A 23582-nucleotide genomic window follows, 5' to 3' on the forward strand; every position below is an offset into this window, starting at 1 on the left:
GAACGCGGTTGCGGTGAGCCGCCCGGGCTCACGTCTTGCTCGGAGGCAACTCGATGGTCTCGGGGGTCACCTTGGCGCCGGGCCGGACCCGCGAGAGACCGTTGACCACCACCGTCTCGTCGCCCTTCAGCCCGGACTGGATCACCCGGTAGCCGTCGACCTTCGGACCCAGCACCACGTCCTTCTGCTGGATGACGTTGTCGGGGCCGACCAGGTAGACGATGCGCTTGTCCTGATTGGCGGCGACCGCCTCGTCGGGGATCAGGATGCCCTGAAACGGCTTGGTCGCCGGCATCGAGACGATGCCGAACAGGCCCGGCTTGATGAACAGGTCGCCGTTCGGGACCGTGGCGCGGAGCAGGATCGTGCCGGTGGCGTTGTCGACCCGGTTGTCGACGAAGTCGAGGGTGCCCTTGCGGGTCGGCTTCGGCTCGCCGGACAGGGCGATCAGGATCGGCACGCCCTTGCCCTGCTGGGTCTGGCCCATGCCGATGCCGAGGCTGCTCTGGTATTTCAGAAACGCCTTCTCATCGACCGTGTAGCTGAAATAGATCGGATCCAACGAGACGATCGTCGTTAGCATCGTCTGATCGGCGCTGACGATGTTCCCCTCGGTGACGAGCCGCCGGCTGATCCGACCGTTGATCGGCGCCTTCACCTCACTGAAGTCGTAATTCAGCTGGGCGTTGTTAAGGGCGGCCTGGGCGCTGTCGACGTCGGCCTGGGCGGTCTGCGAAGCCTGCCGGCGCTGGTCGGTGACCTGCTCGGAGATGTTGCCGCTCCGGGACAGGGTCTGGGCGCGCTCGAGATCCGTCTGCGAGAAGGACTGGCGCGCCTTCGCGGAGGTCAGCGCCGCCTGGGCCTGCTCGAGGGCCGCCTTGTAGGGGCGCCGGTCGATGACGAACAACACGTCGCCCTTCTTCACGGTCTGGCCGTCGGTGAAGTTGATCTTCTCGAGGTATCCGGTGACGCGGGCGCGGACCTCGACATAATCAATCGCGTCGAAGCGGCCGGTATACTGATCCTGTTCGACGATCTCACGCACCACGGGCTTGGCCACGGTGACCTTGGGCGGCGGGCCGCCGGGCGCCTGCGCGCGGGCCGGCGTCGCGAGGGGGCCTGCGGCGAGCCCCGCGATCAGGCCTGACAAGACGGTGAGAAGGCTGGGAAGCCGGCTGCGCATCGGGTCCTGCTGTCCGTTGGCCGACCGTCCGGTCGCGCCGAGCTTGACGATTGTTCCGCCGCGAGTGGGCCGTAACCCGCGTACCCCGCCGCAGCTTGTGCGCGAGCGCACATCACGGCCTCGTGAGCCAAATTGAAACGACGGGTCAGGCGATGGTTTCGCCGGCGCCGTACCAGTCCTTGAAGCCGCCCTTGTAGTGCTCCGTGATCTCGAGCCCGGCATTCTGCGCGGCCATCAGCGCGTGGACCGACCGCACGCCCGAGGCGCACGAGAAGACCGGACGCCGGCCATCCTCGGCCAAGAGGGCCGCCACGGCCTGCGGATCGAAATCGGACAGCGGATGCGAGACGGCGCCCGGGATGTGCCCGGCCTCGTATTCATGCGATTCCCGCACGTCGATGACCAGCATCGAACCATCGCTGAGCCCGCGCTTGACTGTCTCGCGATCGAGGTCGACCACCCGCATCGGCAGGATCTCCGTTCAACCCGTTTGGGGCTCAGCCTGGCTGACTGACGCTTTTCCTTATTCGTCAGGCCCCGGCGGCGCAACTTGAGCCCGTCCGCGCGCAGCGGCCGACCTCCGGCCCGGTCGAGGCCGCGCCGACACCTCAGAGCGCCGTGAGAACCGGGTTCACGGCGGCAAAATGCGTCTCCCAGTCGGGCGGCCGGTATCCGACCAAGCGTCCGGCCAGTTCGGCGTGCGCGCTCCCGTCGGGGCGTGCGAGCGCCTCGATCGCCGCGATCCAACCCGGACCGTCCAGCGGATCGCGGAACGACGCGAAGGTCTCGGCGATCTCCCGGTGGACGGGGATGTCGGAGGCGATCACCGGCAGCCCGGAGGCAGCCGCTTCGACCACGGGAATCCCGTAGCCTTCGGTGAAGGACGGCATCAGCAAGGCGGTGCAGCTGCGCATCAGGGCGGCGAGCCCATGCGTGGACAGCCCCGAGGCCTCGACGACGTGGTCCCGCACACCGGGGCAGCGCTCCAGCATATCGATCGCGCTCTCGGCCTCCCAGCCCCGGCGGCCGACCACGATGAGCCGCGGAGCGGCGGCACCATGGCGCTCGGCCAGGAGCCGCCAGATCTGGAACAGCAGCAGGTGGTTCTTGCGCGACTCGATGGTGCCGCAGACCAAAAAGGTCGGCCGGTCCGGCCGGAACCGCGGCCCGTTCGGCCCGAAGGCGGGCTCGACTCCGAGGTGCCCCACCGCCAGCGGCGGCCGCCCGAACCCTTCAGCGGCGAGATGCGCCAGGGTGAGCCGACCGGTATCGGCGGAATTCACCAGGATCGCGGCGGCGTGCCGCCCGATGGTGCGCAGGCGCGCCCGGTGGCGGTCGGCCTCACCGGACCGGCCGTATTCCGGGTGGGTGATCGGGATGATGTCGTGGACGAAGAAGGCCGCGCGCACGTCCGGCCGCGTGTATAGCCAGTCGAACCGGCGCGGGTCGTCGAGGCGCAGATGCGAGGTATGCAGGTAGAGCGCGTCCCTGGGCAGGGCGGCGACCGGCCGGCCGCGGACCGCGATCTCGGCGGCTTTCCGCATCTGGATCCGGCGTCGGTCCGCGGACCGCGCCGACGCAGACGAAACCGGTGCGGGCGGCGCGGCGGCCGGATCTCCGCAGAGGGTCGCCAGCCGGAGATAGACCGGGTCCGATGCGGCCTCCCGATCCTCGACCCAGCCGGCCGCCACGGCTTCGACGATCGCCAGAGCCCGTTCACGGTTGAGGATGCGCGGTCCGAACGCCGTCGCGACGACGCCGACGCCCGTATCCGACCGGCCGAGATAGGCGCGGGCGTAGGCGAGATCGACGCGGTCGATCCCCGACGGGCTCGCGTGGCGCAGACGCGTGACGAGGCGGGTGAGATCGAAGGCGATCGGTCGTTCCGACATGATCCTCTGGCAATCGACTGGGCGGGGGCTCCCCGTAGCGATCATGGCCCGCGAGAGCCAGCTCATCCGCGCCGGAGGCCGCCACCGAAGGGGTTGCGCGGGCGCGGCGCGGAGGCTAAGAGCGCCGAGCCCTAGCGGCGTCGGAGTGTAGCGCAGCCCGGTTAGCGCACTAGTCTGGGGGACTAGGGGTCGTGGGTTCGAATCCCGCCACTCCGACCATTATTCCGTTGTGAGCGCAATGACTGAGCCTCTGGACCGGAGGGGCTCGCCCACGAACCCGAATGTCTGTGGCCGAGAGCGGCCCATGGTGCGGCGTCGTGACGATGGTCCTGCCGCGACGCTCGCGCGGCTGTTCCGATAAGGGCTTACGGGGGTGGTGCGGATCGCCAGGGTTCAGGCGGCACCGGTGCCCGGATGGGTACGGCACGCAGGCTTCCCCCTCAGGGCTGCGCGCCGAGGGGCCTACGCGCGGCCGAAATGCCGGAGCACGAGGGGCTCGTCGCGGGGTAGCTGGATCCCCCGGGGCTGCGAACGGGACGTGCGTCCGGCAAAGACGGCTATGCCGAACAGGGCTACCGATCCGGTCAGCGCAACGATGACGCACCACCAGAACACGACATCAAGCATGGCTGGTCACGACGCTCCGACTCCATGCGGATACCTCGCGCGGTATGGTGAATGCCCGGTTAAAGACGGGTTCGATCCGGGCTCTACGAGGCCCGCGACGCGGCACGGCGCGGGTCCGGCAACGACTTCAGCGCGCTCAAGGGCAGCATCGGTGGTATAGTCTAGACCCGTGTCGGGACATGGGGTGGCCGATCCGACGCGTTGGATGAGGCGCCGGCGGAAGGCGCCGACATCACGGGATTGGCCGTCAGCGAGAGCTGGCGGCGGATCTCCGGCCCGGATGCGGGGTTCAGCGGTCTCGGCGCGTCGACGTGATGGCGGTCAGTTTCCGCAGGACCCGCTCGATATGCGCACGCAGCGCCGATGTCTCGGTCACCGGCTCGGCAGGGTCCGCCGCATCGACGGTCTCCGGGAGGGCGGTCAGGAAATCGGTCATCGATGCCGGCACTGTGAAAGGACTTCAACCTTACTGCTGGTTGCAGTGAGCGAATACATCATTTCATAGATACTGACGACTGAAAAACGCCAGTTTTTGCCGGCTTGGCACGGATGGTCTCTGGACGAAATCAGATACCGCGGCTTTCGCGGTCGGATCGGTTTCGCGCTTCCTTGCCATCCTGGATCCCTTCGCGAGAGCAGTTCGGCGCCCGCGTGCCGGCATGGCTCCAGTGTCGCGGTTCCGAACACTTTCGGGACGGATCCGCCCGTCTCGGTAGTCTTCGTCGTCCCGGAGAAATGCAGGACCGGTGTCCGGAGACGATTGCAGACCAGGCAAGCCCTGCGCCATACGGCCGAAGGAGAAGTCTACGGACCCCGTCCGGTGGGCTCGCACGCTGCGGCTTGGCGGGAAGGACAATCGACCGCGGAGCCATGCGCCTGGCGCAACTAGCGCTTGCGCAACTTATTGGTGCACTAAGCAGTTTGCGGTTGCGTCTTTCCGAGCGGTTGCCGGTAAGGCGACCATTCCTGCCCCCTACAAGGCTGTCCTTCGATGTCGTCCCCTCCGAAGCCCAAGTCCGCCACCGAGGCCGATCGCACGATCGGCAACCGCATCGCGACGCTGCGCGTGGCACAGGGCCTGAGCCAGACCGATCTCGGTCAGGCGATCGGCGTGAGCTTTCAGCAGGTCCAGAAGTACGAAAAGGGCCGCAACCGCATCGGCGCAGGCCGGCTGCAGGCCATCGCCGACCTGCTGCGGGTTCCGGTCGACACCTTTTTCGCCGGGCCGCCGGAGGGCAGCGGYGGACGGATCGCACCCACGAGCTTTCTCGACGATCCGAAGGTCATGGAATTGGTTGTGGCGTTCACGGCCATCACCGACGAGACGACCCGCAGCGGCATCCTGTCGATCGTGGAGGCGGCGGCCGCCCACCACGAGAAGCGCTCGGCCGTGCGGATTCCGGATCAGGGAGCCGAAGCCTGACAAGGCACGTGAGGCGGCCGGATCCCACTGCCGCCGCGTGCCGCCACAGAATTCGAATTCATTCAAATTAAACCAAGGCGCGCAAATTAAACCACGACACCATTGCGGAAATCTGGAGACGATCCACCCCGTTCATCGATGAATTTACTACACTTTAGCAGACAGCATGGTTCAAACGAGCAACGCAGACCGGGTCCAGAGCATGCCGAGTGAAACGTCGACCGCGTGGGGCCGCGGCGAGCTTTACGAGACCCTGTGCCTGCTGATCATCGGTGTCGGGATCTGGTTCGTCGGGGTCACCCTCGGGACCTTCGACTTCGTCAAGGACTTCGTCACCGCCTACAACCTCAACGACCTTCTGATGCTGGCGGCCTGCATGGGGGTGGCGCTGTTCGGCGCCAGCGTCCGCAAGTCGATCATCCTCCGGCGGCTGATGCTCGAGCGCGACGCTGCCGCCGCGCAGGCCGAGGCCATCGCGCGGCATGACGGCCTGACCGGACTCGCCAACCGCCGCCGCTTCATCGACGCCGTCGAGCGGGCGCACGGATCGGCGGCCGAGGACTCGACCGCTTCCGTGCTGCTGATCGATCTCGACCGGTTCAAGCCGGTCAACGATCTCTACAGTCACGCGGCCGGCAACGCCGTCCTGTGCGCGGTGTCCGAGCGTCTCCAGCAGCTCGTACCGCCGGGCGGGATGGCGGCCCGGCTCGGCGGCGACGAGTTCGCCATGCTGGTCCCGCTGCGTTACGAGAGCGAAGGCCTGAAGCGCCTCGCCCAGGCCGTCATCGCTCGCATCGCCGAGCCGGTGACGTGGAACCAGAACGACCTCAAGGTCGGTGCGACGGTCGGCGTCGCTGCCGTGTCGGCGGATCACGCGGACGCCGATGCGGTCCTGCACGCGGCCGATCTCGCGATGTACCAGGGCAAAAAGGACGGACGCGGCAACTTCCGGTTTTTCCGCAGCACCATGGATGCGGAGCTGCGCGCCCGCGCCCGCATGGAGACGGAGCTGCGCACCGCCATCGAGCAGGGCGCGATCGAGCCCTTCTACCAGCCGGTGGTCTCCCTGCCCGAGAAGGAGATCGTCGGCGTGGAGGTGCTGGCGCGCTGGCGCCATCCGACGCGCGGGCTGGTCGAACCCGCCGAGTTCATCCCGGTGGCCGAGGAGACCGGGATGATCGCCGATCTCAGCTACACCCTGATCCGCCGCGCCTGCCTGGATGCCCGGTCCTGGCCGCCGCATCTGATCCTCGCGGTGAACATCGCCCCCCAGCAGTTCCAGGATGCGTGGCTGGCCCAGCGGATCCTGGCGATCCTGACCGAGACCGGATTCCCGCCGCAGCGCCTCGAAGTGGAGATCACCGAGACCGCCCTCATCCAGGATCTGGAGGCGACCCGGGCCACCCTGCTGTCGCTGCGCGAACTCGGCGTGCGCATCGCGCTGGACGATTTCGGCACGGGCTATTCGAGCCTGTACCACCTGCGCGAACTCAAGTTCGACAAGCTGAAGATCGACCGGAGCTATGTCGACGCGATCACGATGAGCGACGAGCGCGCCAAGCTGGTCGACGCCATCATCAAGCTCGGGACGAGCCTCGGCCTATCCACCACGGCCGAGGGGATCGAGACCAACGCGAGCCTCGACTGGCTGTCCGACCAGGGCTGCAATTTCGGCCAGGGCTACCTGTTCGGTCGCGCCATGCCGAAGGGCGAGATGGACGACATCCTCGCGGCCGCGGACACCGTCACGCAGCGTTCCGCAACCCTGGATCTCGCCAGGGCCTCGTAGGGCGGGGAATGCCGGACCGTTCGGCGGCCCTCGGAAAGCGTAGACCGGATCGGCGTCGTGGCGGGAGCTCTCGGCGCCCCGCCGCGGCATCACGCCGGTCGACACGGACCTCGTTTCGGCGCATCGACGCGCCGTCATAGGTCACAGCATGGCACCGAGCCCCCTCGCCCTCCTCGTCTCCGCAGCCCTCGTCGCCGTGGTCGTCACCGGGACCGGCGCGATCGTCCTGCAGCAGGGCTCTTCGTTCAGCCACCCCCGCCGGGTCGGCGGCGCCTTCGCGATGTTGGATCTCGACGGACATCCGGTCACGCAGGCCGACCTGCTGGGCAAGCCCGCCGTCCTGTTCTTCGGCTTCACCCATTGCCCGGATGTCTGCCCGACGACGCTCGCCACACTGGCCTCCGCCCTCGGCCGGATGGGCCGGGACGCCGACCGCCTCAACGTCGTCTTCGTCACCCTCGACCCGGAGCGGGACACGCCCGACGCCCTGCGGGACTACCTGGCCTCGTTCGATCCACGGATCCGCGGCTTCGTCGGCTCACCCCGGCAGGTCGCCCGCATGGCCGATGCCTATCACGTCGCCTACAAGCGCGTACCGACCAAGGACGGCGACTACACGATGGAGCATTCCGCCACCGTGGCGCTGTTCGACAGGACCGGCCGCATGGTCGGCGAGATCGGCTACGGCGAGGATGAGGCCAGCGCCTTCGCCAAGCTGATCACCCTGGCGCTGCCGGGCCAGTGTCCGCCCGGGGGCGCCGCCAATCTCTGGGCGACCGACGGCAGCACCGGCAGCTGCGGACCGCGGAGCTGAGCTGCGGCGCCGCAAATTGCGTCCCCGGCCCGGTCTGGCTAGAGGGCGGCGCGGGTCGCGAGGCCCGGCCGCATCCCCGGGGGTTCCAGCTTGATCACGCGCCGCGTCCTGACCGCCATCGGGCTGCTCGCCCTCGCGCCGTTTCCCGGACTCGCCCGGGCCGCCTCCGCCGGGCCGCGCTTGGCGCCGCCGGAGCCCATGGATCTCGACCGGCTGAAGGATCTCGCCCGCGCCCTGCGGGACCGACCCTACGCGCCGCCGGCCGAGGCGCCGGCCTCGACGGCCCTCGATGCCCTGACCTACGGACCGCTTCAGGAGATCCGCTACCCGCCAGGCCACGCCCTGTTCGCCGACAGCCCGTATCCGGTGACGTTCTTCCACCTCGGCAACTTCTTCCGCCACCCCGTGAAGATCTACGCCCTGGAGGGCGGGCAGGCCCGCGAGGTGCTCTACGGCCACGACCTGTTCACCTATCCGGCGGGCAACCCGGCCAAGGACGTCCCGGACGGGGCGGGTTTCGCGGGGTTCCGGTTCCAGAAGGTCCCCGCCGGCCAACCGGGCGACGACGGCGACTGGCTCGCCTTCCTGGGTGCGTCCTACTTCCGCGCTGCCGGCGACGGCGAGCAGTACGGCGCCTCGGCCCGGGGCATCGCGATCGACACCGCGCCCGGCCCGGGCAAGAGCGAGGAATTCCCGGTCTTCACGCGGTTCTACGTCACCCCGTCGTCGGACGGCGCCGTTACCGTGCTGGCGCTTCTGGAAGGCCCGAGCCTCACCGGCGCCTACCGGTTCGTCGCGCGGAAGAAGCCGCACGTCGTGATCGACGTCGCCTGCACGCTCTACATGCGCCGGTCCGTCGAGCGGTTCGGGATGGCGCCGCTGACCTCGATGCTCTGGTACTCCGAGGGCATGAGCCGGTTCCTCGCCAGCGACTGGCGGCCCGAGGTCCACGATTCCGACGGCCTGCTGATGCAGACCGGCGCCGGCGAGTTCATCTGGCGGCCCCTGAACAACCCGCCGCGCCTCAGCGTCAGCGCCTTCGCGGACCGTTCGCCCAAGGGCTTCGGCCTGCTTCAGCGCGACCGCGCGTATGATTCCTATATCGACGACGGGTTCGAGGAGAACCGGCCCGACATTTGGGTGGAGCCGCAGGGCGACTGGGGCCGGGGCAGCGTCCAGCTGGTCGAGATCCCGACTCATCAGGAGACCGACGACAACATCGTCGCCCTCTGGGTCCCGGACGACCCGCCGAAGGCGGGATCCGACCGCAGCTTCGCCTACCGGCTCTGCTGGACCGTGGCGGAGCCCGTCGCCACGGATCTCGCTCGCTGCGTGGCGACGCGGGCCACGAAGGCCGCGTGGCTCCCGGAAGCGGATCGACGCCCGGGCCGCGCCAATCTGGTGCGGCAGTTCGTGCTGGAATTTGCAGGGGCCGCCCTTTCCGGACTCGACCCCGAGAAGACCACGGTGGCGCTCAGCCTCGCGCGCGGCAGCGCCGAGGAGGTCGCCGCGACCTGGGCGCCCTACGGCAAGCCGAGCCCCTGGCGGGTCTTTTTCAAGGTCTATGCCGAGGGACCCGAACCGCTCGAGATGCGCCTGCAGCTCAAATCGGGCGACCGGCTCCTGTCCGAGACCTGGGCCTACCAATACTATCCGGAAGCACCCGGCACGGTGCTGTGACCGACCGGCTGGCGCTCGGATCGCACCGGCCGCGACCGGGGCCTGCTCGGGACGCGCCCCCGCGGCCGATCCACAGTCGCAGCCGAGGCCGTCATGACCGGTGAAGGACCGCCCGGCCCACAGCTTCCGGACGCGCTCACGCGCCTTCTCCGGGCTCCCAAGACCGCCATCTGGCCGACGCCCGAGGACCGGAACCGCCTGCGCCTCGGTACCCCGCGGTCCCGTCAGCCGAGCCGCGCCATCCTGGGTGTCTGGATCTGGGCGATCCTCTACAATCTCATCGGCTTCGCGATCCTCGCGGCCCTGTGGTGGACGATGCGCTGACCCGATGAACCGATACGATTCGCTCGCGCGCCGCACGGCCCTCGCGACCCTTGTCCTGCTCGGCATGGCCGCGGATGCCGGCGCGGCGCAGAATCCCGGAGACGCGCTGAACGCGGATGACGGCACCGGGGCGGTCAAGGTCTGCTCGCCCGTGGCGATGCCGCGCTGGCGCTCCATGACCCCGGTCCCCAAGACCTGGACCTTCCTCGACTGCATGAGCTTCGCGGGCGAGATGGGCGCAACCCACTTCCAGCTCGGGTGCCTGTTCACCAACGTCACGCCCTACGCCCAGAAATACGCCTGGGGGGCGATGGTGAAGATCGAGAAGGCCGCGATGGCCAAATCCCAGCCGCCGGTCCCGAATTGCGGTTGGTAGACCGCAATGGGCCGACGAGCGGTCTGCACGCCGGGGCGCGCGTGGCGCGTCGATCGGGACCCAACTCGTCGAACCCGGGCGGACGTGCAAAGCTTCCTTAAAGGACGGCCCTCAGATTGCCGGCGGCACCCGAGCGCTGTGGCCCGTTCGCCACGCGCGTCTGTCGGTAGGGACGTTGCCAACACCGGCGTCGCGGGACCCGCTTTGACGCGCGCGCCCATTGGGGCTAGAGAAGTCCTAACGGAACAAGCAAGAACCATGCCGTGAGCAGCGTGGCTCCGGCTGGCGAACCACGCCGGAAGGGCATCGGGGCCTCGCATGAGTTTGGTGCAACGGCTGGAAGTGCGTCAGGGCCAAGCCCTGGTGATGACGCCGCAGCTCCTGCAAGCGATCAAGCTCCTGCAACTGTCGCAGCTCGATCTCGCGGCCTATGTCGAGGCCGAGCTGGAGCGGAATCCGCTGCTGGAACGCGCCGAGCCGGAACTCCCCGGGGCGGGCGAGGCACCCGAATCAGGCAGCCCTGCTCAAGACGAGGCGGGATCCGACGGGTTCGACTCCGGTGAACCCGAATCGTGGCTGGCCACGGAGCTCAATCCGAGCCGGGGAGAGATCGAGACCGATTTCGACACGCGGCTCGACAACGTCTTCCCGGACGACGCGCCGATCCAGGCACGGGAGGCCAGCGGCGGCGACATGCTCTCGCTGACGCCGCCGCCTTATGGCAGCACCGGCGGCAGCTTCGATGCCGAGGCCCCGGATTTCGAGGCCACCCTCACGGCCGAGACCTCGCTGCGCGAGCACCTCGCGGGCCAGCTCGACCTCGCGACCCGCGATCCCGCCGAGCGGCTGATCGCCGGCTTCCTGATCGATGCGGTCGACGAGGCCGGCTATCTGCGCGAGAGCGTCGACGACGTAGCGGAACGGCTCGGCGCCGATCCGGCCGTCGTCGCGAGGATGCTGGCGCTGGTCCAGACCTTCGATCCGCCGGGCATCGCCGCCCGCGATCTCGCCGAGTGTCTCGCGATCCAGTTGCGCGAGCGTGACCGGTTCGACCCGGCGATGCAGGCGCTGGTCGCGCGCCTGGACTTGGTGGCCAAGCGCGATTTCGCCGCCCTGCGCCGCCTGTGCGGCGTCGACGACGAAGACCTCGTCGACATGCTGGGCGAGATCCGCCGCCTCGACCCGAAGCCGGGCCGGGCCTTCGGATCGAGCGCGGTCGAGGTTCTGGTCCCCGACGTCTTCGTGCGCGCCGCGCCGGACGGCTCCTGGCTGATCGAACTGAACAGCGAGGCCCTGCCGCGGGTTCTGGTCAACCAGAGCTACTATGCCCGGGTCTCGCGCAATGCTTGCGCGGAGGGCGACAAGGCTTTCCTGTCGGAGGCGCTCCAGAACGCCAACTGGCTGACGCGTTCGCTGGAGCAGCGTGCCCGCACCATCCTCAAGGTCGCCACCGAGATCGTCCGCCAGCAGGACGGGTTCTTCGTCCACGGCGTCACGCATCTGCGCCCGCTGAACCTCAAGACGGTCGCCGAGGCGATCGGCATGCACGAATCGACCGTCTCGCGCGTCACCTCCAACAAGGCGATCGGCACCAGTCGCGGCACGCTGGAGATGAAGTACTTCTTCACCGCGGCGATCCCCGGCGCGGCCGGCATGGCGGCCCATTCCTCCGAAGCCGTCCGCCATCGCATCAAGCAACTCGTCGACGGCGAGACGCCGAATGACGTGCTCTCCGACGATGCGCTGGTGCAGAAGCTGCGCGGGGAGGGCGTCGACATCGCCCGTCGCACGGTGGCCAAGTACCGGGAATCGCTGCGGATCCCGAGTTCGATCGAACGCCGCCGGGAGCACTTCGCCCATGGCGGGGGCCATCACGCCGCGATGGCGCTGCGCTGACGGCCGGGACGGACTTGCGCCGGGCGCCCGTCCGGCCCATCCGTCGTGCCGCTGATCGATGCCTGGACCTGCGATGACCCCGACCGGAACGCCCCCGCGCAGCCTCACCGCCATCGTGCTCGCGGCCGGAAAGGGCACGCGGATGCGCTCGGACCTGCCGAAGGTGCTCCATCGGATTGCCGGGCGCAGCATGCTCGGCCACGTCCTGGACGCCGTGCAGGCGGCGGGCGCAGGCCGCATCGCCGTGGTGGCCGAGCCCGGCCGCGACGACGTCGCCGCCGAGATCGCCAAGGCGGCCCCCGGCGCCCGGGTCTTCCCGCAGGCCGAGCGCCTGGGCACCGCCCACGCGGTTCTCGCCGCCCGGGAGATCCTGGCCGAGGCGGATGACGACGTCGTGATCGCTTTCGGCGACACGCCCCTCGTCTCGGCCGAAACCTTCCTGCGCCTGCGGGCGCCCCTGGCCGACGGCGCGGCGGTGGCCGTGCTGGCCTTCGAGACGGCGACGCCCGCCGGCTACGGACGGGTGCTGACCGAGGGCGACCGCGTCCTGGCGATCCGCGAGGAGAAGGACGCGAGCGCGGCCGAGCGGGCCGTGACCCTGTGCAATGCCGGGCTGATGGCGCTCTCCGGGCGCCACGCCCTCTCGCTGCTCGCCCGCATCGGCAACGCCAACGCCGCCGGCGAGTACTACCTGCCGGATGCCGTGGCGCTCGCGGTTGCGGACGGCCTGTCGGTCACGGTCGTGCCGGTGGACGAGGCCGAGGCGCAGGGCGTCAACGACCGGGTGCAGCTCAGCGTCGCGGAAGCCGCGATCCAGGCGCGGCTCCGTCGCAGCGCCATGCTCGGCGGCGCGACCCTGATCGCCCCGGAGACGGTGTTCCTCAGCCACGACACCCTGCTCGGGCGCGACGTGGTGGTCGAACCCAACGTGGTGTTCGGACCGGGTGTYCGGATCGCGGACGGCTGCACCGTGCGGTCCTTCGCGCATCTGACGGAGACCAGCCTGGAGGCGGGCGTCCGGATCGGCCCGTTCGTGCGTCTGCGGGGCCATGCCGTGCTGGAAGCCGGCGCCGAACTCGGCAACTTCGTCGAGCTGAAGAATGCCCGGATGGGCGCCGGGGCGAAGGCCGCCCATCTCACCTATCTCGGCGACGCGGAGGTCGGTGCGAAGGCCAATATCGGCGCCGGAACGATCACCTGCAATTACGACGGCGTGCTCAAGCACCGGACCACGATCGGGGCGGGCGCCTTCATCGGCTCGAATTCGGCGCTGGTGGCGCCCGTCACCGTGGGGGCGGGCGCTTACGTGGCTTCGGGTTCGGTGATCACCGACGACGTTCCGGCGGACGCCATGGCGGTGGCGCGGGGCCGGCAGGCAGTCAAGCCCGGCTGGGCGGGGGAGAAGCGCGCCGCCCTCCAGGCCGAGAAGGCGCGGCGCACCAAAGGGTCCTGACCGCGGGGCTGGCAAGCCCAGCGCGGCCGGGGCTGGTCCTGCGCCGCTGCGATCCGGTACAAGTCACGCCTGAGCCCGCGCTGAGCGGGGCGGCCCGGATCCGGCGCGCACTCCGTTCGCGCAAAGATCCGGCCATCGAAACGAGAGACAGTTCCATGTGCGGCATCGTCGGCATCGTCGGGCGCGACGCGGTGGCGGGGCAGGTGATCGAGGCCCTGCGGCGTCTCGAATACCGCGGCTACGATTCCGCCGGCATCGCCACCCTGGAGCACGGCCGGCTGGAGCGGCGGCGCGCCTCGGGCAAGCTCGTCAACCTCGAGGCCCGCCTGGAGCGCGAGCCGCTCACCGGCACGATCGGCATCGGCCACACCCGCTGGGCGACCCACGGCCGGCCCAACGAGACCAACGCCCACCCGCACGCCACCGCGCGGCTGGCCGTCGTCCACAACGGCATCATCGAGAATTTCCGCGAATTGAAGCAGGAGCTCGAGGCCGACGGCGTGGTCTTCGAGACCGAGACCGACACCGAGGTCGTCGCCCAGCTCGTCAGCCGCAACATGGACCGGAAGATGGGTCCGGTGGAGGCGGTCGCCGCCGCCCTGCCGCGGCTGCGCGGAGCCTTCGCGCTGGGCTTCATCTTCTCCGGCGAGGAGAACCTGCTGATCGGCGCCCGCCACGGCGCGCCTCTGGCCGTCGGCTTCGGCGAGGGGGAGACCTATCTGGGCTCCGACGCCCTGGCGCTCGCCCCGTTCACGGACGCGATCACCTATCTCGACGAGGGCGACTGGGCGATCCTGACACGGAGCGGCGCCGAGATCCGGGACGCCTCGGGGGCCGCGGTGGAGCGCCCGCGGCAAAAGATCGCCACGCAGGCCTACCGGATCGACAAGGGCGAGTACCGCCACTTCATGGCGAAGGAGATCCATGAGCAGCCCGAGGTCGTGGGCCGCACGCTCGCCCATTACGTCGATATGGCCAACGGCCGGGTGATGCTGCCCGAGGCGCTGCCCTTCGACTTCGCCAAGCTCAGCCGCGTCTACATCACCGCCTGCGGCACGGCCTACTACGCGGGCCTCGTCGCCCGGTACTGGTTCGAGCAGGTGGCGCGCCTGCCGGTGGAGATCGACGTCGCCTCCGAGGCCCGCTACCGCGAGGCGCCCCTGGAGAAGGACGGGCTGACGCTGGTGATCTCGCAATCGGGCGAGACCGCCGACACGCTGGCCTCCCTGCGCTACGCGAAGTCCCAGGGCCAGCACACCCTGAGCGTGGTCAATGTGCCGACCTCGACCATCGCGCGGGAATCCTCGGTGGTGATGCCGACGCTGGCCGGGCCGGAGATCGGCGTCGCCTCAACCAAGGCGTTCTCCTGCCAGCTCACCGTCCTGCTGTGCCTGGCCATCGCGGCGGGCCGCGCGCGGGGCACCCTCGACGCGGCCGGCGAACGTCAGCTGGTCGACTCGCTGATCAAGGCCCCCGGCCTGATGGCGGAGGCGCTGACCCACGAACCGGAGATCGAGGTTCTGGCCCGGGAGGTCGCGAAGGCGCGGGACGTACTCTATCTCGGCCGCGGCACCAGCTACCCGATGGCGCTGGAGGGCGCGCTGAAGCTCAAGGAGATCAGCTACATCCACGCGGAGGGCTACGCGGCGGGCGAGCTGAAGCACGGCCCGATCGCCCTGATCGACGAGAGCGTGCCGGTGATCGTCATCGCGCCGCACGACGCGGTGTTCGAGAAGACGGTCTCGAACATGCAGGAGGTGGCCGCCCGCGGCGGGCGCATCGTGCTCATCGGCGACGCCAAGGGCGCGGCCGAGCACGGGCTCGACACGCTGGCGACCTTCACCATGCCGGCGGTCAACGCCACCGTGGCGCCGATCGTGTACGCGGTCCCGATCCAGCTGCTCGCCTATCACACAGCAGTCTTCATGGGGAAAGACGTCGACCAGCCCCGCAACCTCGCCAAGTCGGTCACCGTGGAGTAGGTGCGCGCGGTCAGATTTCGGTTTCCACGAACAATAAAGTCAGGCGACATCACAATCTTAGCAGCAAGCCCCCGTGGGGACCGGCAATGTCGCCTGTCGGATACCGCACGCCAATGCCGTGACTGCGGGGATGGCTACTTATACATGCCAACCCATCGTCGATTTTTCAGCGTGAGGGTCAGCTCTTAGCCAGATCACGATCGATACTCCCACCCGGTCCACGATCACAGTCCCTTGCTCAGGTCATCCGGGGCGCGCACATTGGCAATGCGCGTAAGACCGACAAAACGAGACCGTTTGAAGCCATCGATTTGATTATCACGCAATATACGACACTTCGTTTCAGTAACGTTGCAAATATCAATAGCCAATTGCGAACTTATACGACCTAATTAGATACAAAGTATAAAAATTATATTTGCGAGTCGGGGGGTTTGGTTGCAGCTACAGACTCTGGGGGAGTGTCCCATTTTCTCCGCGATGCAGCCCAGGCGCCCCTGACCGTCCAATCTTGCGCGCCGTGTTGTGCCTGGTCTCGGGTCGCGCCGAGGAGCCTTCGGTGCTCTGCTTCTCCGCAAGGCTGCCGACTCCGCCGCAATCCATAACAGCGTCTCGCCCCCGCCTCTCCCTTCCCCCCTCTGTGGGGGAGGAAGAGGCGCTGCGCGTCCTATCGCCCGCTCGGCGCGGCGCCGCTGCCGGTCGCGCCGTTGCCCGAGCTGCTGCCGGCGGGCGCACCGGGGGTGCTGACGCGCGGACCACCGCTGGTCCCGGGCGGCAGGCCGGCTCCGGTGGAGCCGGTGCGCTCCATGGACCCGGCTCCCGTCCCGGTGCCGCCCACCGCGCCGGACTTGTTGACGTTGCCCTGATTGGCCCCGCCGGTCTGGGGGGCCTGAGCCAGTGCCGCGCCGGAGGGGGCGAGCACGAGGGACGTGGCGAGGGCGAGGATCGTCTTCATGGGGCCTCCTGACAGGGCTGAGTCGTGTCAGGCCAACCCCGGGGCGCCGGGATGGTTCGCTGCGGCCCTCAGCGGGCGAGCGCCTCGCGCCACCCCGTCCAGGGCCAGCGCATCGCCGCCGCGCCCGACGCGGGGGCGATCGAGACCGTCGCGGTCCGGCCGCTCACCAGACGGGGATCCGCCGTGCTGCCGTCGAGGGTGATCCGCACCGGGATGCGCTGCGCGAGGCGGACCCACGAGAAGGTCGGATTCACGTTCGCGAGCAGGTTGGTGGCGTCGCTCCGGCCGCTCTCGCCGATGCCGCCCGCGATGCTGGCGACATGGCCGCCGAGCACCCCGGCATCGCCCATCAGCTGGACGGTCACCGGCGCCCCGACGCGGATCCGCGGCAGCTTGGTCTCCTCGAAATAGCCCTCGATCCGCACCGTGTCGCGATCGATCAGCGCCATCACCCCGTGGCCCGTGGTGACGTACGCGCCCGGGCGCAGCTCCATGTTGGTGATCCGGCCGTTGACCGAGGCCCGCACCGCCGAGCGGTCCAGGTTGAGCTTGGCGAGGTCGCGGTCGGCCAGGGCCTGCTCGTAGGCGGCCTCCGCGGACAGGTCGGCGGCCTTGGCGGCCTCGACCTTCTGCTGCGAGACCGCCGCGTCGGACAGCTTGCTGTAGCGGGCGTAATCGGCGGCCGTCTGCTCGGCGGTGGCCCTGCGGCCCTCGACCGTCGCCTCCGCCTGCCGCAGCCCGAGCCGGAACCGGTCCGGATCGATGCGAAACAGGACGTCGCCCTTCCGGACGACCTGATTGTCCTCCACCAGCACCTCGGTGACGAGGCCGGACACGTCGGGGGCCACCGCCACCACGTCGGCGCGCACGCGCCCGTCCCGGGTCCAGGGCGCGTCCATGTAGTAGTCCCACAGGCCGAGGCCGACGATCAGCGCTGCGGCGACCATGCCGACGGTGACCAAGAGGCGGCCGAGGGCGGAGAACAGGGCGGTCATGGCAGGGTCCGATGGGCGAGGGACACGACGCCGCCGAGCAGGACGACGTAGAGCGCGAGGTCGAAGAGCGGCCGGTGCCAGACGAGGCGGTAAAAGCCGGTCGCCGCGAGAAGGCGGCGCAGGGGCAGGCCGAGCGCGAAGGCGATCACCATCCAGAGGGCGAGGCCCGGCACGAACACGCCGTAGAGGTCGATCTCGCCCATCATGCCGCCATCTCCCGCAGATGCGGCGCGGTCGCCGCCCGGTAGGCCGGCGCATCGGGGTACAGCCCGTGGCGCAGGCCGGTGAGGCCGATCAGGGCGGCCCGACGCTCCGGCGAGGCTACGGCCGCGGCGACGGCGTCGAGGGCGTCGTCCAGCGCCACCAGGAGTCCCGCTTCCAATCGGCCGGTCCGTCCACGGAACGCGCGTGCCGCCAGTGCCAGGACGTGATCGACGGCGGTGCGTGCCGCGCCCGTCAGGCTCCGCCGCACCCGCCGCACCGCCACGAGGTTGATGCCCACCCGCACGTCGGCGAGGAGGTCGCCCAGGCCCGCCGACGTCTCTGCCGGCAGCGTCGCGAGGCGGGGGGCGATCAGGCCGACGCGGTCGAGCATCAGCGCCGCGAGTTCGAGGCCGTGTCCGGTGCCGCGGCCGTCCGCGGCCGCCGCGAGGCTGCGCCGGTTGATCCGCACCAGGCGCCGGGCACTCCAGCCCGCGCCGACCGAGCGGATCAGCCGGGTCACCACGGCGGCGCTCCACATCCCCACCACCGAGGCGACCACGCCGTTGGCGAAGGGCGCGAACTCGCCGTTGTAGCCGTTCTGGAGCGCCAGAAGCGTGGCGCCGTTGAGGGCCGCACCCATGCCCATCGCGGCGAAGCGCGGCTGCGTCATCATCAGGCCGCACAGGATCAGGGCCGGCGCGAGCGCGAGCGCCACCATCTCGAAGGACGTGGCGAGCGGCAGCACGGCGAACAGGTAGAATCCCGCGCCGAGGGCGCCGACGATCGCCGAGTTGGCGAAGCTCAGGATCTGCGGCACCGGGTCGTCCTGCGCGGCGAACAGGCAGCAGGCGACCGCGCCCATCATCGGTGCCGCGGAGCCGTCCGGCCAGCCGGTGGCGATCCAGATGGCGCAGCAGACCAGCAGGCCGACGAACACCCCGAAGGCCGAGAACGCCGCCAGCCCGTGATCCCGGTGGCGGATGGACCGGACCCGGGCCGTGTAGGCGAAGGCGAGCGGCGCCCGCGGCGCCGTGCCGGCGGCGACGTGATCGCGGAGCGCGCGCAGATCCTGCCGCAGGTCGACGACGTCGCGCAGGCGCTCCGCGAGGCTCGCCAGCAGCAGCGTCGGCCAGTCCGGGTTCCGGCCGAGGACCGGCGCGAACCCGTCGATGCGGCTGCGCAGCCGCGCGGCGCCCGCCGGGTCGTCGTCCGCCTCGGCGAGCCAGACTGCGAGGTCCGACAGGAAGGCCCGGACCCGCGGCGGCAGCGCGCCCGCCCGCTCCAGGGTGGCGACGCGGGACGACACGGCGGCGACGATCGGCAGGACCATCAGCATGTGCTGGCGGAGCGGCGCGAAGGCCTCCGCGGCGCGCTCCGCGCCCGTGTTCTCGTTGCGCAGGGCGAGCCCGAGGGCGTCGAGGCCGATCGCGTCCGAGGCGAGGCGCAGGCGAACACCCTTGCCCGGCGCCGCCCCCCCGACGTTCGGTGCGCGGGCCGCCGAGAGGGCGGTCTGCGTCCAGGCCCGGGCCTCGGCCAGCCACAGGTTCAGCCGGGCGACGATGACCGGGGCGGCCGATTGCGGCAGCACCAGCGTGGCGGCGAGGCCGGCACAGACGATCCCCAGGGAGATCTCCTCGGCGCGCGCCACGGCCGTGTCGAAGATCGCCCCGGGATCGTCCACGGCAGGGAAGCCGATCAAGGCCGCCGTATAGCCGGCCAGCATCGGCAGGTAGCTTGCCGGCGTCCGGTCGAGGAGAGACACGTAGAGGCAGAGCGCCACCCAGAGCGCCACCGCGAGGCTCAGCAGGATCGGCGCGTTGACGAGGTTCGGCACCAGCACGACGCTCACGGCCGCGCCGAGCACGGTGCCGCAGACCCGGTAGACGGCCTTCGCCCGCGTCGCGCCGGAGAGAACCTGGCTGGTGATGTACACGGTGCCCAGCGCCCAGTAGGGCCGCGGCAGGTCGATCCAGAGGGCCAGGTACAGGGCGAGCATCGCCGCCGCGTAGGTCTTCAGCGCGAAGGCCCAGTCGCGCCATCCGGGAAGGGTCACGAGACCGGCTCCAGCTCGGGCTCGGCGGCCGCGCGACCGGCGTTCTGAAGGGCCGCGAAAACCCGGAGGCTCGCCTCCAGGTCGGCATCGGCGACCTCCGCGAAGACGCGTGCGCGGAGGGTCGAGAGCTCGGCCTCGATCTGCTCGAAGACCTGCCGGCCGCGCGGGGTCAGGCCTAGCACCTTGGCCCTGCGGTCGGACGGATCCTCCCGCCGGACCACCAGCCCGGCGGCGGCGAGCTGGTCGAGGAGGCGGACCAGCGAAGGGCCTTCGATGCCGACGGCTTCCGCCAGGGCATTCTGGCGCGGCTCCTCGTTCATGCGGCCGATGATGATCAGCGGGTGTGCGGTGGCGTCGGACAGGCCATGCGCCTCCGCGACCATGTTGGCCGCGCGGCGCCAGTGGCGGCCGGTGGTCAGCAGCGCGTGGGTGCAGGCCTGCTGCAGGCGCTCCCGCGTCTTCGGATCGTTGATGCCGGGCAAGGGCCTAATCCATCGCTGCGAGGATCTGGCCGGTCGGTCCGATCTATCAGCTCGCATGCTGATAGATAGCATCATATCTATTTTGCAAAGGTGGCTTCTCGGGGGGAGCAGGGTTGCGGGATACGAATGGGCTCCCGCTTCTCCCGGTCGCATGCAGCACCGGCGGAATGCGGCCCGGAATCCGGCCCGAGACGTCGCGAAGCGTCCGGTTTCGCTTGAGCGTTCCGGTCGGTGCAGCCTGCCTCGTCATCGCGAGCGCAGCGAAGCGACCCAGAGCTGCGCAACACGTGTCAGCGTGGCGCCGACTGGATTGCTTCGCTCCGCTCGCAAAGACAGCGGCGCCGCTCTGATCGATCAGGAAAGGTTCGGACCAACCTGTGCCGCTGACGCGGCGCTTCCAGTGCTGGATCCCGGAGCACCTTCGACTGCGTTACAGGCGTTCGGCTTATGCCAGAGGTGATGACGCCTCCGGCCGTCTTTGCGAGTGGAGCGAAGCAATCCATTTGCGCCACGTCTCCGGACGTCGCGCTGACCTGAGTCACGTCGCGGCGCGTCCTGAGCCTGCGCGTTCGCAGCGGACTCGCGCCTCTGCTCAGTTCGTCACGCCGGATGGGCGTTGTGGATCTGGTCGAAGTCGAGGGAGGCCGTATCGATCACGATCTGCGTCCGGCTGATCACCTCGAGCTTGCGCAGGATCTCGGAGACATGGGCCTTCACGGTGGAATCGCCGACCTGAAGCTCGTGGGCGATCTGCTTGTTGAGCTTGCCCTGCCGGATCATCATCAGCACCCGCAGCTGCTGCGGGGTCAGCCGGGCGAGGCGCTCGGCGAGCGGCGCCTTCTTGGACCGCGGCGCCGGCGTGCTCGCCTCGGCGAGGCCCGGCGGCAGGAACAGCGCGCCGCTCATCACCTCGGTGATCGCCCGGGTGAGCGTCGCCTTGTCCATGGCCTTGGGGACGAAGCCGGCTGCCCCGTGCTGCAGGGCCTCGCGGACGATGCGGGGATCCTCGTGGCCGGAGACGATCAGGATCGGGATCCGCGGGAAGCTCGCCCGGATGGTGATCAGGCCGTCGAAGCCGGTGACGCCGCGCATCGACAGGTCGAGGAGCGTCAGGTCGATGCCGCGGTTCGCCGCGAGCACGGCGCAGGCGGCCTCGATGCCGTCGGCCTCGTGCAGCACTGCGTCCGGATGCGCGAGGCGGATCGTGGCCGCCAGGGCGTCCCGGAACAGCGGGTGATCGTCGACGATCAGGAGATGCACGGACAACTCGGTCCTTCGCTCGAGATCCCTACGGGATCCGCCGAATACCTGGGCGGAACGCCTGAAAGGTGATGGAAGCGGCCCCGGGACGCAAGCGGGTGTTGAGACGAACGCCCCACCACGGGACCTGGGCGAGCCGACCCGTGTTGGGGCCGGCTCGCTTTCGGTGATGCGCCTCAGCGCGACGCGACCGTCTTCGGCAGCTTGAACGCCCAGAAGCTGCCGCCCTGGTTGATGCCGGCGGTGGACTTGGCCACCTCGCCGCCCCAGAGCGGAACCGCGCCGCCCCAGCCGGCCGCGACGCCGATCCACTGCTCGCCGTCCTGCTCCCAGGTGATCGGCGACGAGACCACGCCGGTGCCGACCTGGAACTTCCAGACCTCCTCGCCGGTCTTGGCGTCGAAGGCCTTCAGGAAGCCCTCGGGCGTGCCGGTGAAGACAAGGTTGCCCGCGGTGGTGAGCACGCCGGCCCAGAGCGGCGCCTTGTTCTTGTACTCCCACACGACCTTGCCGGAGGCCGGGTCGATCGCCTTGAGCGAGCCGATATGGTCGTCGAAGACCGGCTTGATGGTGAAGCCGGCGCCGAGATAGGCCGCGCCCTTCTTGTAGTTCACCGGCTCGTTCCAGATATCCATGCCCCACTCGTTGGAGGGCACGTAGAACAGCTTGGTGTCGGGGCTGTAGCCGATCGGCATCCAGTTCTTGCCGCCGAGGAAGCTCGGCACCGCGAAGACCGACTTGCCCTTCTTGTCGTCGCCGGTCGCCTTGCTCGGGTCGCCGGGCCGGTTCTCCTCGTTGTAGATCGGGCGGCCGTTCTCATCGATGCCCTTGGCCCAGTTGATCTTCTCGACGAACGGCGTCGCCGAGATGAACTTCCCGTTGGTCCGATCGAGGACGTAGAAGAAGCCGTTGCGGTCGGCGGTGGCGCCGGCCTTGATGGTCTTGCCGCCCTTGTTCAGCTCGAACGGCACGAACTCGTTGACGCCGTCGAAGTCCCAGCCGTCGTGCGGGGTGGTCTGGAAGCCCCACACGATCTCGCCGTTGTCGGGGTTGAGGGCGAGGCGCGAGGAGGTCCACTTGTTGTCGCCCGGCCGCAGCCAGGAATTCCACGGACCCGGGTTGCCGGTGCCGAAGTAGATCAGGTTGGTCTCGGGATCGTAGGTGCCGCCGAGCCACGTGGCGCCGCCGCCGAACTTCCACATGTCGCCGGGCCAGGACTCGTTGGTCTTGCCCGTCATGGTCGAGGGCTTGCCGTTGAGCTCGCCCATGTGGCCCTCGATCACGGGGCGCTTCCACACGACCTCGCCGGTCTCGGCGTCGCGGGCCTCGATGCGCCCGATCACACCGAACTCGCCGCCGGACACGCCGGTGATGATCTTGCCCTTCACGATGATCGGGGCGGCCGTGTAGCTGTAGCCGGCCTTGAAGTCGTCGATGTCCTTGCGCCAGACCACCTTGCCGGTCTTGGTGTTGAGGGCGACGAGCTTGGCGTCGAGCGTGCCGAAGTAGACGTTGTCCTTGTAGAGGGCGGCGCCGCGGTTCACCACGTCGCAGCACGGCAGGATGCCTTCCGGCAGCCGGGCGTCGTATTCCCACTTCTTGTCGCCGGTGCGGGAATCGATCGCGTACATGCGCGAATACGAGCCCGTGACGTAGATGATGCCGTCCTTCACCAGCGCCTGGCTCTCCTGGCCGCGCTGCTTCTCGCCGCCGAAGGAGAACGACCACGCCGGGACGAGGCCCTTGATGTTGTCGCGGTTGAGGGTCTTCAGCGGGCTGAAGCGCTGGGCCTGCGGACCGAGGCCGTAGGTGACTACGTCGCCCGGCGTCTTGGCATCGTTGATGATGTCCTGCTCGGTGACGCCTTCGGCCATGGCCGGAAGGGCGCCCCCTGCCACGAGGGCGGCGACGCCCACCGCGGCGAGGAACCGGGTCCGCATTCTCATGACGTATCCTCCGTTGTCGGCCCCGGTCCGCATGGCCGTGGCATCCGGGTTTCGACGCGGGCCGCACGAGTCGCGGGGCGCCCCCTTGGGAACCGAGGCTATCGAGGTTCTCAGGAAAGTCTTATTGGCCATTGGTCGAATGACTCGGCGCGGCATGGCGCTGGAAACCATGTATTCATCATGGTTGTGGCTCGAAATTGCACCGCGCTGCAGGTTGCCGTGGGCGGGAAATCTGATGTTCGGCAACG

At 69.4% G+C, this 23582-nt stretch carries 20 protein-coding genes and 1 tRNA gene; 10 read left to right on the plus strand and 11 right to left on the minus strand.

The window, feature by feature from the left end:
• Positions 1 to 28: 28 nt before the first annotated feature.
• From ACXJKQ_RS01200 to ACXJKQ_RS01210, 3 genes are all read right to left on the minus strand, one after another.
• Positions 29 to 1183 carry an efflux RND transporter periplasmic adaptor subunit gene (locus ACXJKQ_RS01200; protein ID WP_457103931.1) on the minus strand — a complete coding sequence of 385 codons (1155 nt, stop codon included), beginning with the start codon at positions 1181 to 1183 and terminating at the stop codon, positions 29 to 31.
• Positions 1184 to 1328: 145 nt separating this feature from the next.
• Positions 1329 to 1649 carry a rhodanese-like domain-containing protein gene (locus ACXJKQ_RS01205; protein WP_457103932.1) on the minus strand — a complete coding sequence of 107 codons (321 nt, stop codon included), beginning with the start codon at positions 1647 to 1649 and terminating at the stop codon, positions 1329 to 1331.
• Between the two features lie 142 nt (positions 1650 to 1791).
• A complete protein-coding gene (locus ACXJKQ_RS01210) occupies positions 1792 to 3075 on the minus strand; it encodes a glycosyltransferase family 4 protein (protein ID WP_457103933.1) in 1284 nt (427 codons plus the stop codon).
• 141 nt (positions 3076 to 3216) lie between these two features.
• Between ACXJKQ_RS01210 and ACXJKQ_RS01215 the strand changes: the two genes are divergently transcribed.
• Positions 3217 to 3294 (plus strand) — tRNA-Pro (locus ACXJKQ_RS01215).
• A 697-nt stretch (positions 3295 to 3991) separates the two neighbouring features.
• Here the strand turns inward: ACXJKQ_RS01215 and ACXJKQ_RS01220 are convergent.
• Positions 3992 to 4138, minus strand: coding sequence for a hypothetical protein (locus ACXJKQ_RS01220; RefSeq protein ID WP_457103934.1), 147 nt, complete (start codon positions 4136 to 4138; stop codon positions 3992 to 3994).
• Between the two features lie 555 nt (positions 4139 to 4693).
• On the opposite strand from ACXJKQ_RS01220, the gene ACXJKQ_RS01225 reads away from it, so the two are divergent.
• The 9 genes from ACXJKQ_RS01225 (at position 4694) to glmS (ending at position 15439) form a co-directional block, all read left to right on the plus strand.
• A complete protein-coding gene (locus ACXJKQ_RS01225; RefSeq protein WP_457103935.1) occupies positions 4694 to 5125 on the plus strand; it encodes a helix-turn-helix domain-containing protein in 432 nt (143 codons plus the stop codon).
• 202 nt (positions 5126 to 5327) lie between these two features.
• On the plus strand, positions 5328 to 6914 hold the full coding sequence (locus ACXJKQ_RS01230) for a putative bifunctional diguanylate cyclase/phosphodiesterase (protein WP_457103936.1): 1587 nt from the start codon (positions 5328 to 5330) through the stop codon (positions 6912 to 6914).
• 148 nt (positions 6915 to 7062) lie between these two features.
• Positions 7063 to 7728: an SCO family protein gene (locus ACXJKQ_RS01235; protein ID WP_457103937.1), complete on the plus strand. Its 666-nt coding sequence runs from the start codon at positions 7063 to 7065 to the stop codon at positions 7726 to 7728.
• Between the two features lie 90 nt (positions 7729 to 7818).
• Positions 7819 to 9408 carry a glucan biosynthesis protein gene (locus tag ACXJKQ_RS01240; RefSeq protein WP_457103938.1) on the plus strand — a complete coding sequence of 530 codons (1590 nt, stop codon included), beginning with the start codon at positions 7819 to 7821 and terminating at the stop codon, positions 9406 to 9408.
• 93 nt (positions 9409 to 9501) lie between these two features.
• Positions 9502 to 9732: a hypothetical protein gene (locus ACXJKQ_RS01245; RefSeq protein ID WP_457103939.1), complete on the plus strand. Its 231-nt coding sequence runs from the start codon at positions 9502 to 9504 to the stop codon at positions 9730 to 9732.
• A gap of 4 nt (positions 9733 to 9736) precedes the next feature.
• A complete protein-coding gene (locus ACXJKQ_RS01250) occupies positions 9737 to 10108 on the plus strand; it encodes a hypothetical protein (protein ID WP_457103940.1) in 372 nt (123 codons plus the stop codon).
• 318 nt (positions 10109 to 10426) lie between these two features.
• Positions 10427 to 12004, plus strand: coding sequence for an RNA polymerase factor sigma-54 (rpoN, locus tag ACXJKQ_RS01255; protein WP_457103941.1), 1578 nt, complete (start codon positions 10427 to 10429; stop codon positions 12002 to 12004).
• 73 nt (positions 12005 to 12077) lie between these two features.
• Positions 12078 to 13457, plus strand: coding sequence for a bifunctional UDP-N-acetylglucosamine diphosphorylase/glucosamine-1-phosphate N-acetyltransferase GlmU (gene glmU / locus ACXJKQ_RS01260; RefSeq protein ID WP_457103942.1), 1380 nt, complete (start codon positions 12078 to 12080; stop codon positions 13455 to 13457).
• Between the two features lie 155 nt (positions 13458 to 13612).
• A complete protein-coding gene (gene glmS, locus ACXJKQ_RS01265; protein ID WP_457103943.1) occupies positions 13613 to 15439 on the plus strand; it encodes a glutamine--fructose-6-phosphate transaminase (isomerizing) in 1827 nt (608 codons plus the stop codon).
• Between the two features lie 667 nt (positions 15440 to 16106).
• Here the strand turns inward: glmS and ACXJKQ_RS01270 are convergent.
• The 7 genes from ACXJKQ_RS01270 to ACXJKQ_RS01300 all read right to left on the minus strand — a co-directional run bounded on the left by ACXJKQ_RS01270 (position 16107) and on the right by ACXJKQ_RS01300 (position 23334).
• Positions 16107 to 16394 carry a hypothetical protein gene (locus ACXJKQ_RS01270; RefSeq protein ID WP_457103944.1) on the minus strand — a complete coding sequence of 96 codons (288 nt, stop codon included), beginning with the start codon at positions 16392 to 16394 and terminating at the stop codon, positions 16107 to 16109.
• Positions 16395 to 16462: 68 nt separating this feature from the next.
• On the minus strand, positions 16463 to 17389 hold the full coding sequence (locus ACXJKQ_RS01275) for an efflux RND transporter periplasmic adaptor subunit (protein ID WP_457103945.1): 927 nt from the start codon (positions 17387 to 17389) through the stop codon (positions 16463 to 16465).
• On the minus strand, positions 17386 to 17595 hold the full coding sequence (locus ACXJKQ_RS01280) for a DUF1656 domain-containing protein (RefSeq protein ID WP_457103946.1): 210 nt from the start codon (positions 17593 to 17595) through the stop codon (positions 17386 to 17388). Before ACXJKQ_RS01280 ends, ACXJKQ_RS01275 begins: the two co-directional genes overlap by 4 nt.
• A complete protein-coding gene (locus tag ACXJKQ_RS01285) occupies positions 17592 to 19646 on the minus strand; it encodes an FUSC family protein (RefSeq protein WP_457103947.1) in 2055 nt (684 codons plus the stop codon). The genes ACXJKQ_RS01280 and ACXJKQ_RS01285 overlap by 4 nt, the downstream gene beginning before the upstream one ends.
• On the minus strand, positions 19643 to 20128 hold the full coding sequence (locus tag ACXJKQ_RS01290; protein WP_457103948.1) for a MarR family winged helix-turn-helix transcriptional regulator: 486 nt from the start codon (positions 20126 to 20128) through the stop codon (positions 19643 to 19645). Before ACXJKQ_RS01290 ends, ACXJKQ_RS01285 begins: the two co-directional genes overlap by 4 nt.
• 600 nt (positions 20129 to 20728) lie before the next feature.
• Positions 20729 to 21388, minus strand: a complete 660-nt coding sequence (locus tag ACXJKQ_RS01295) for a response regulator (RefSeq protein WP_457103949.1) — start codon at positions 21386 to 21388, stop codon at positions 20729 to 20731.
• A gap of 176 nt (positions 21389 to 21564) precedes the next feature.
• A complete protein-coding gene (locus ACXJKQ_RS01300; RefSeq protein WP_457103950.1) occupies positions 21565 to 23334 on the minus strand; it encodes a PQQ-dependent methanol/ethanol family dehydrogenase in 1770 nt (589 codons plus the stop codon).
• Positions 23335 to 23582 lie beyond the last annotated feature (248 nt).

The organism is Methylobacterium sp. P5_C11 (assembly GCF_054049775.1).

Bases quoted from the DNA above. Each gene is read 5' to 3' on its own strand.
- ACXJKQ_RS01250 (WP_457103940.1), top strand. From the start codon at position 9,737: ATGAACCGATACGATTCGCTCGCGCGCCGCACGGCCCTCGCGACCCTT.
- ACXJKQ_RS01275 (WP_457103945.1), bottom strand. From the start codon at position 17,389: ATGACCGCCCTGTTCTCCGCCCTCGGCCGCCTCTTGGTCACCGTCGGC.
- ACXJKQ_RS01200 (WP_457103931.1), bottom strand. From the start codon at position 1,183: ATGCGCAGCCGGCTTCCCAGCCTTCTCACCGTCTTGTCAGGCCTGATC.
- ACXJKQ_RS01210 (WP_457103933.1), bottom strand. From the start codon at position 3,075: ATGTCGGAACGACCGATCGCCTTCGATCTCACCCGCCTCGTCACGCGT.
- rpoN (WP_457103941.1), top strand. From the start codon at position 10,427: ATGAGTTTGGTGCAACGGCTGGAAGTGCGTCAGGGCCAAGCCCTGGTG.
- ACXJKQ_RS01235 (WP_457103937.1), top strand. From the start codon at position 7,063: ATGGCACCGAGCCCCCTCGCCCTCCTCGTCTCCGCAGCCCTCGTCGCC.
- ACXJKQ_RS01220 (WP_457103934.1), bottom strand. From the start codon at position 4,138: ATGACCGATTTCCTGACCGCCCTCCCGGAGACCGTCGATGCGGCGGAC.
- ACXJKQ_RS01205 (WP_457103932.1), bottom strand. From the start codon at position 1,649: ATGCGGGTGGTCGACCTCGATCGCGAGACAGTCAAGCGCGGGCTCAGC.
- ACXJKQ_RS01245 (WP_457103939.1), top strand. From the start codon at position 9,502: ATGACCGGTGAAGGACCGCCCGGCCCACAGCTTCCGGACGCGCTCACG.
- ACXJKQ_RS01300 (WP_457103950.1), bottom strand. From the start codon at position 23,334: ATGAGAATGCGGACCCGGTTCCTCGCCGCGGTGGGCGTCGCCGCCCTC.
- glmS (WP_457103943.1), top strand. From the start codon at position 13,613: ATGTGCGGCATCGTCGGCATCGTCGGGCGCGACGCGGTGGCGGGGCAG.
- ACXJKQ_RS01270 (WP_457103944.1), bottom strand. From the start codon at position 16,394: ATGAAGACGATCCTCGCCCTCGCCACGTCCCTCGTGCTCGCCCCCTCC.
- ACXJKQ_RS01230 (WP_457103936.1), top strand. From the start codon at position 5,328: ATGCCGAGTGAAACGTCGACCGCGTGGGGCCGCGGCGAGCTTTACGAG.
- ACXJKQ_RS01280 (WP_457103946.1), bottom strand. From the start codon at position 17,595: ATGATGGGCGAGATCGACCTCTACGGCGTGTTCGTGCCGGGCCTCGCC.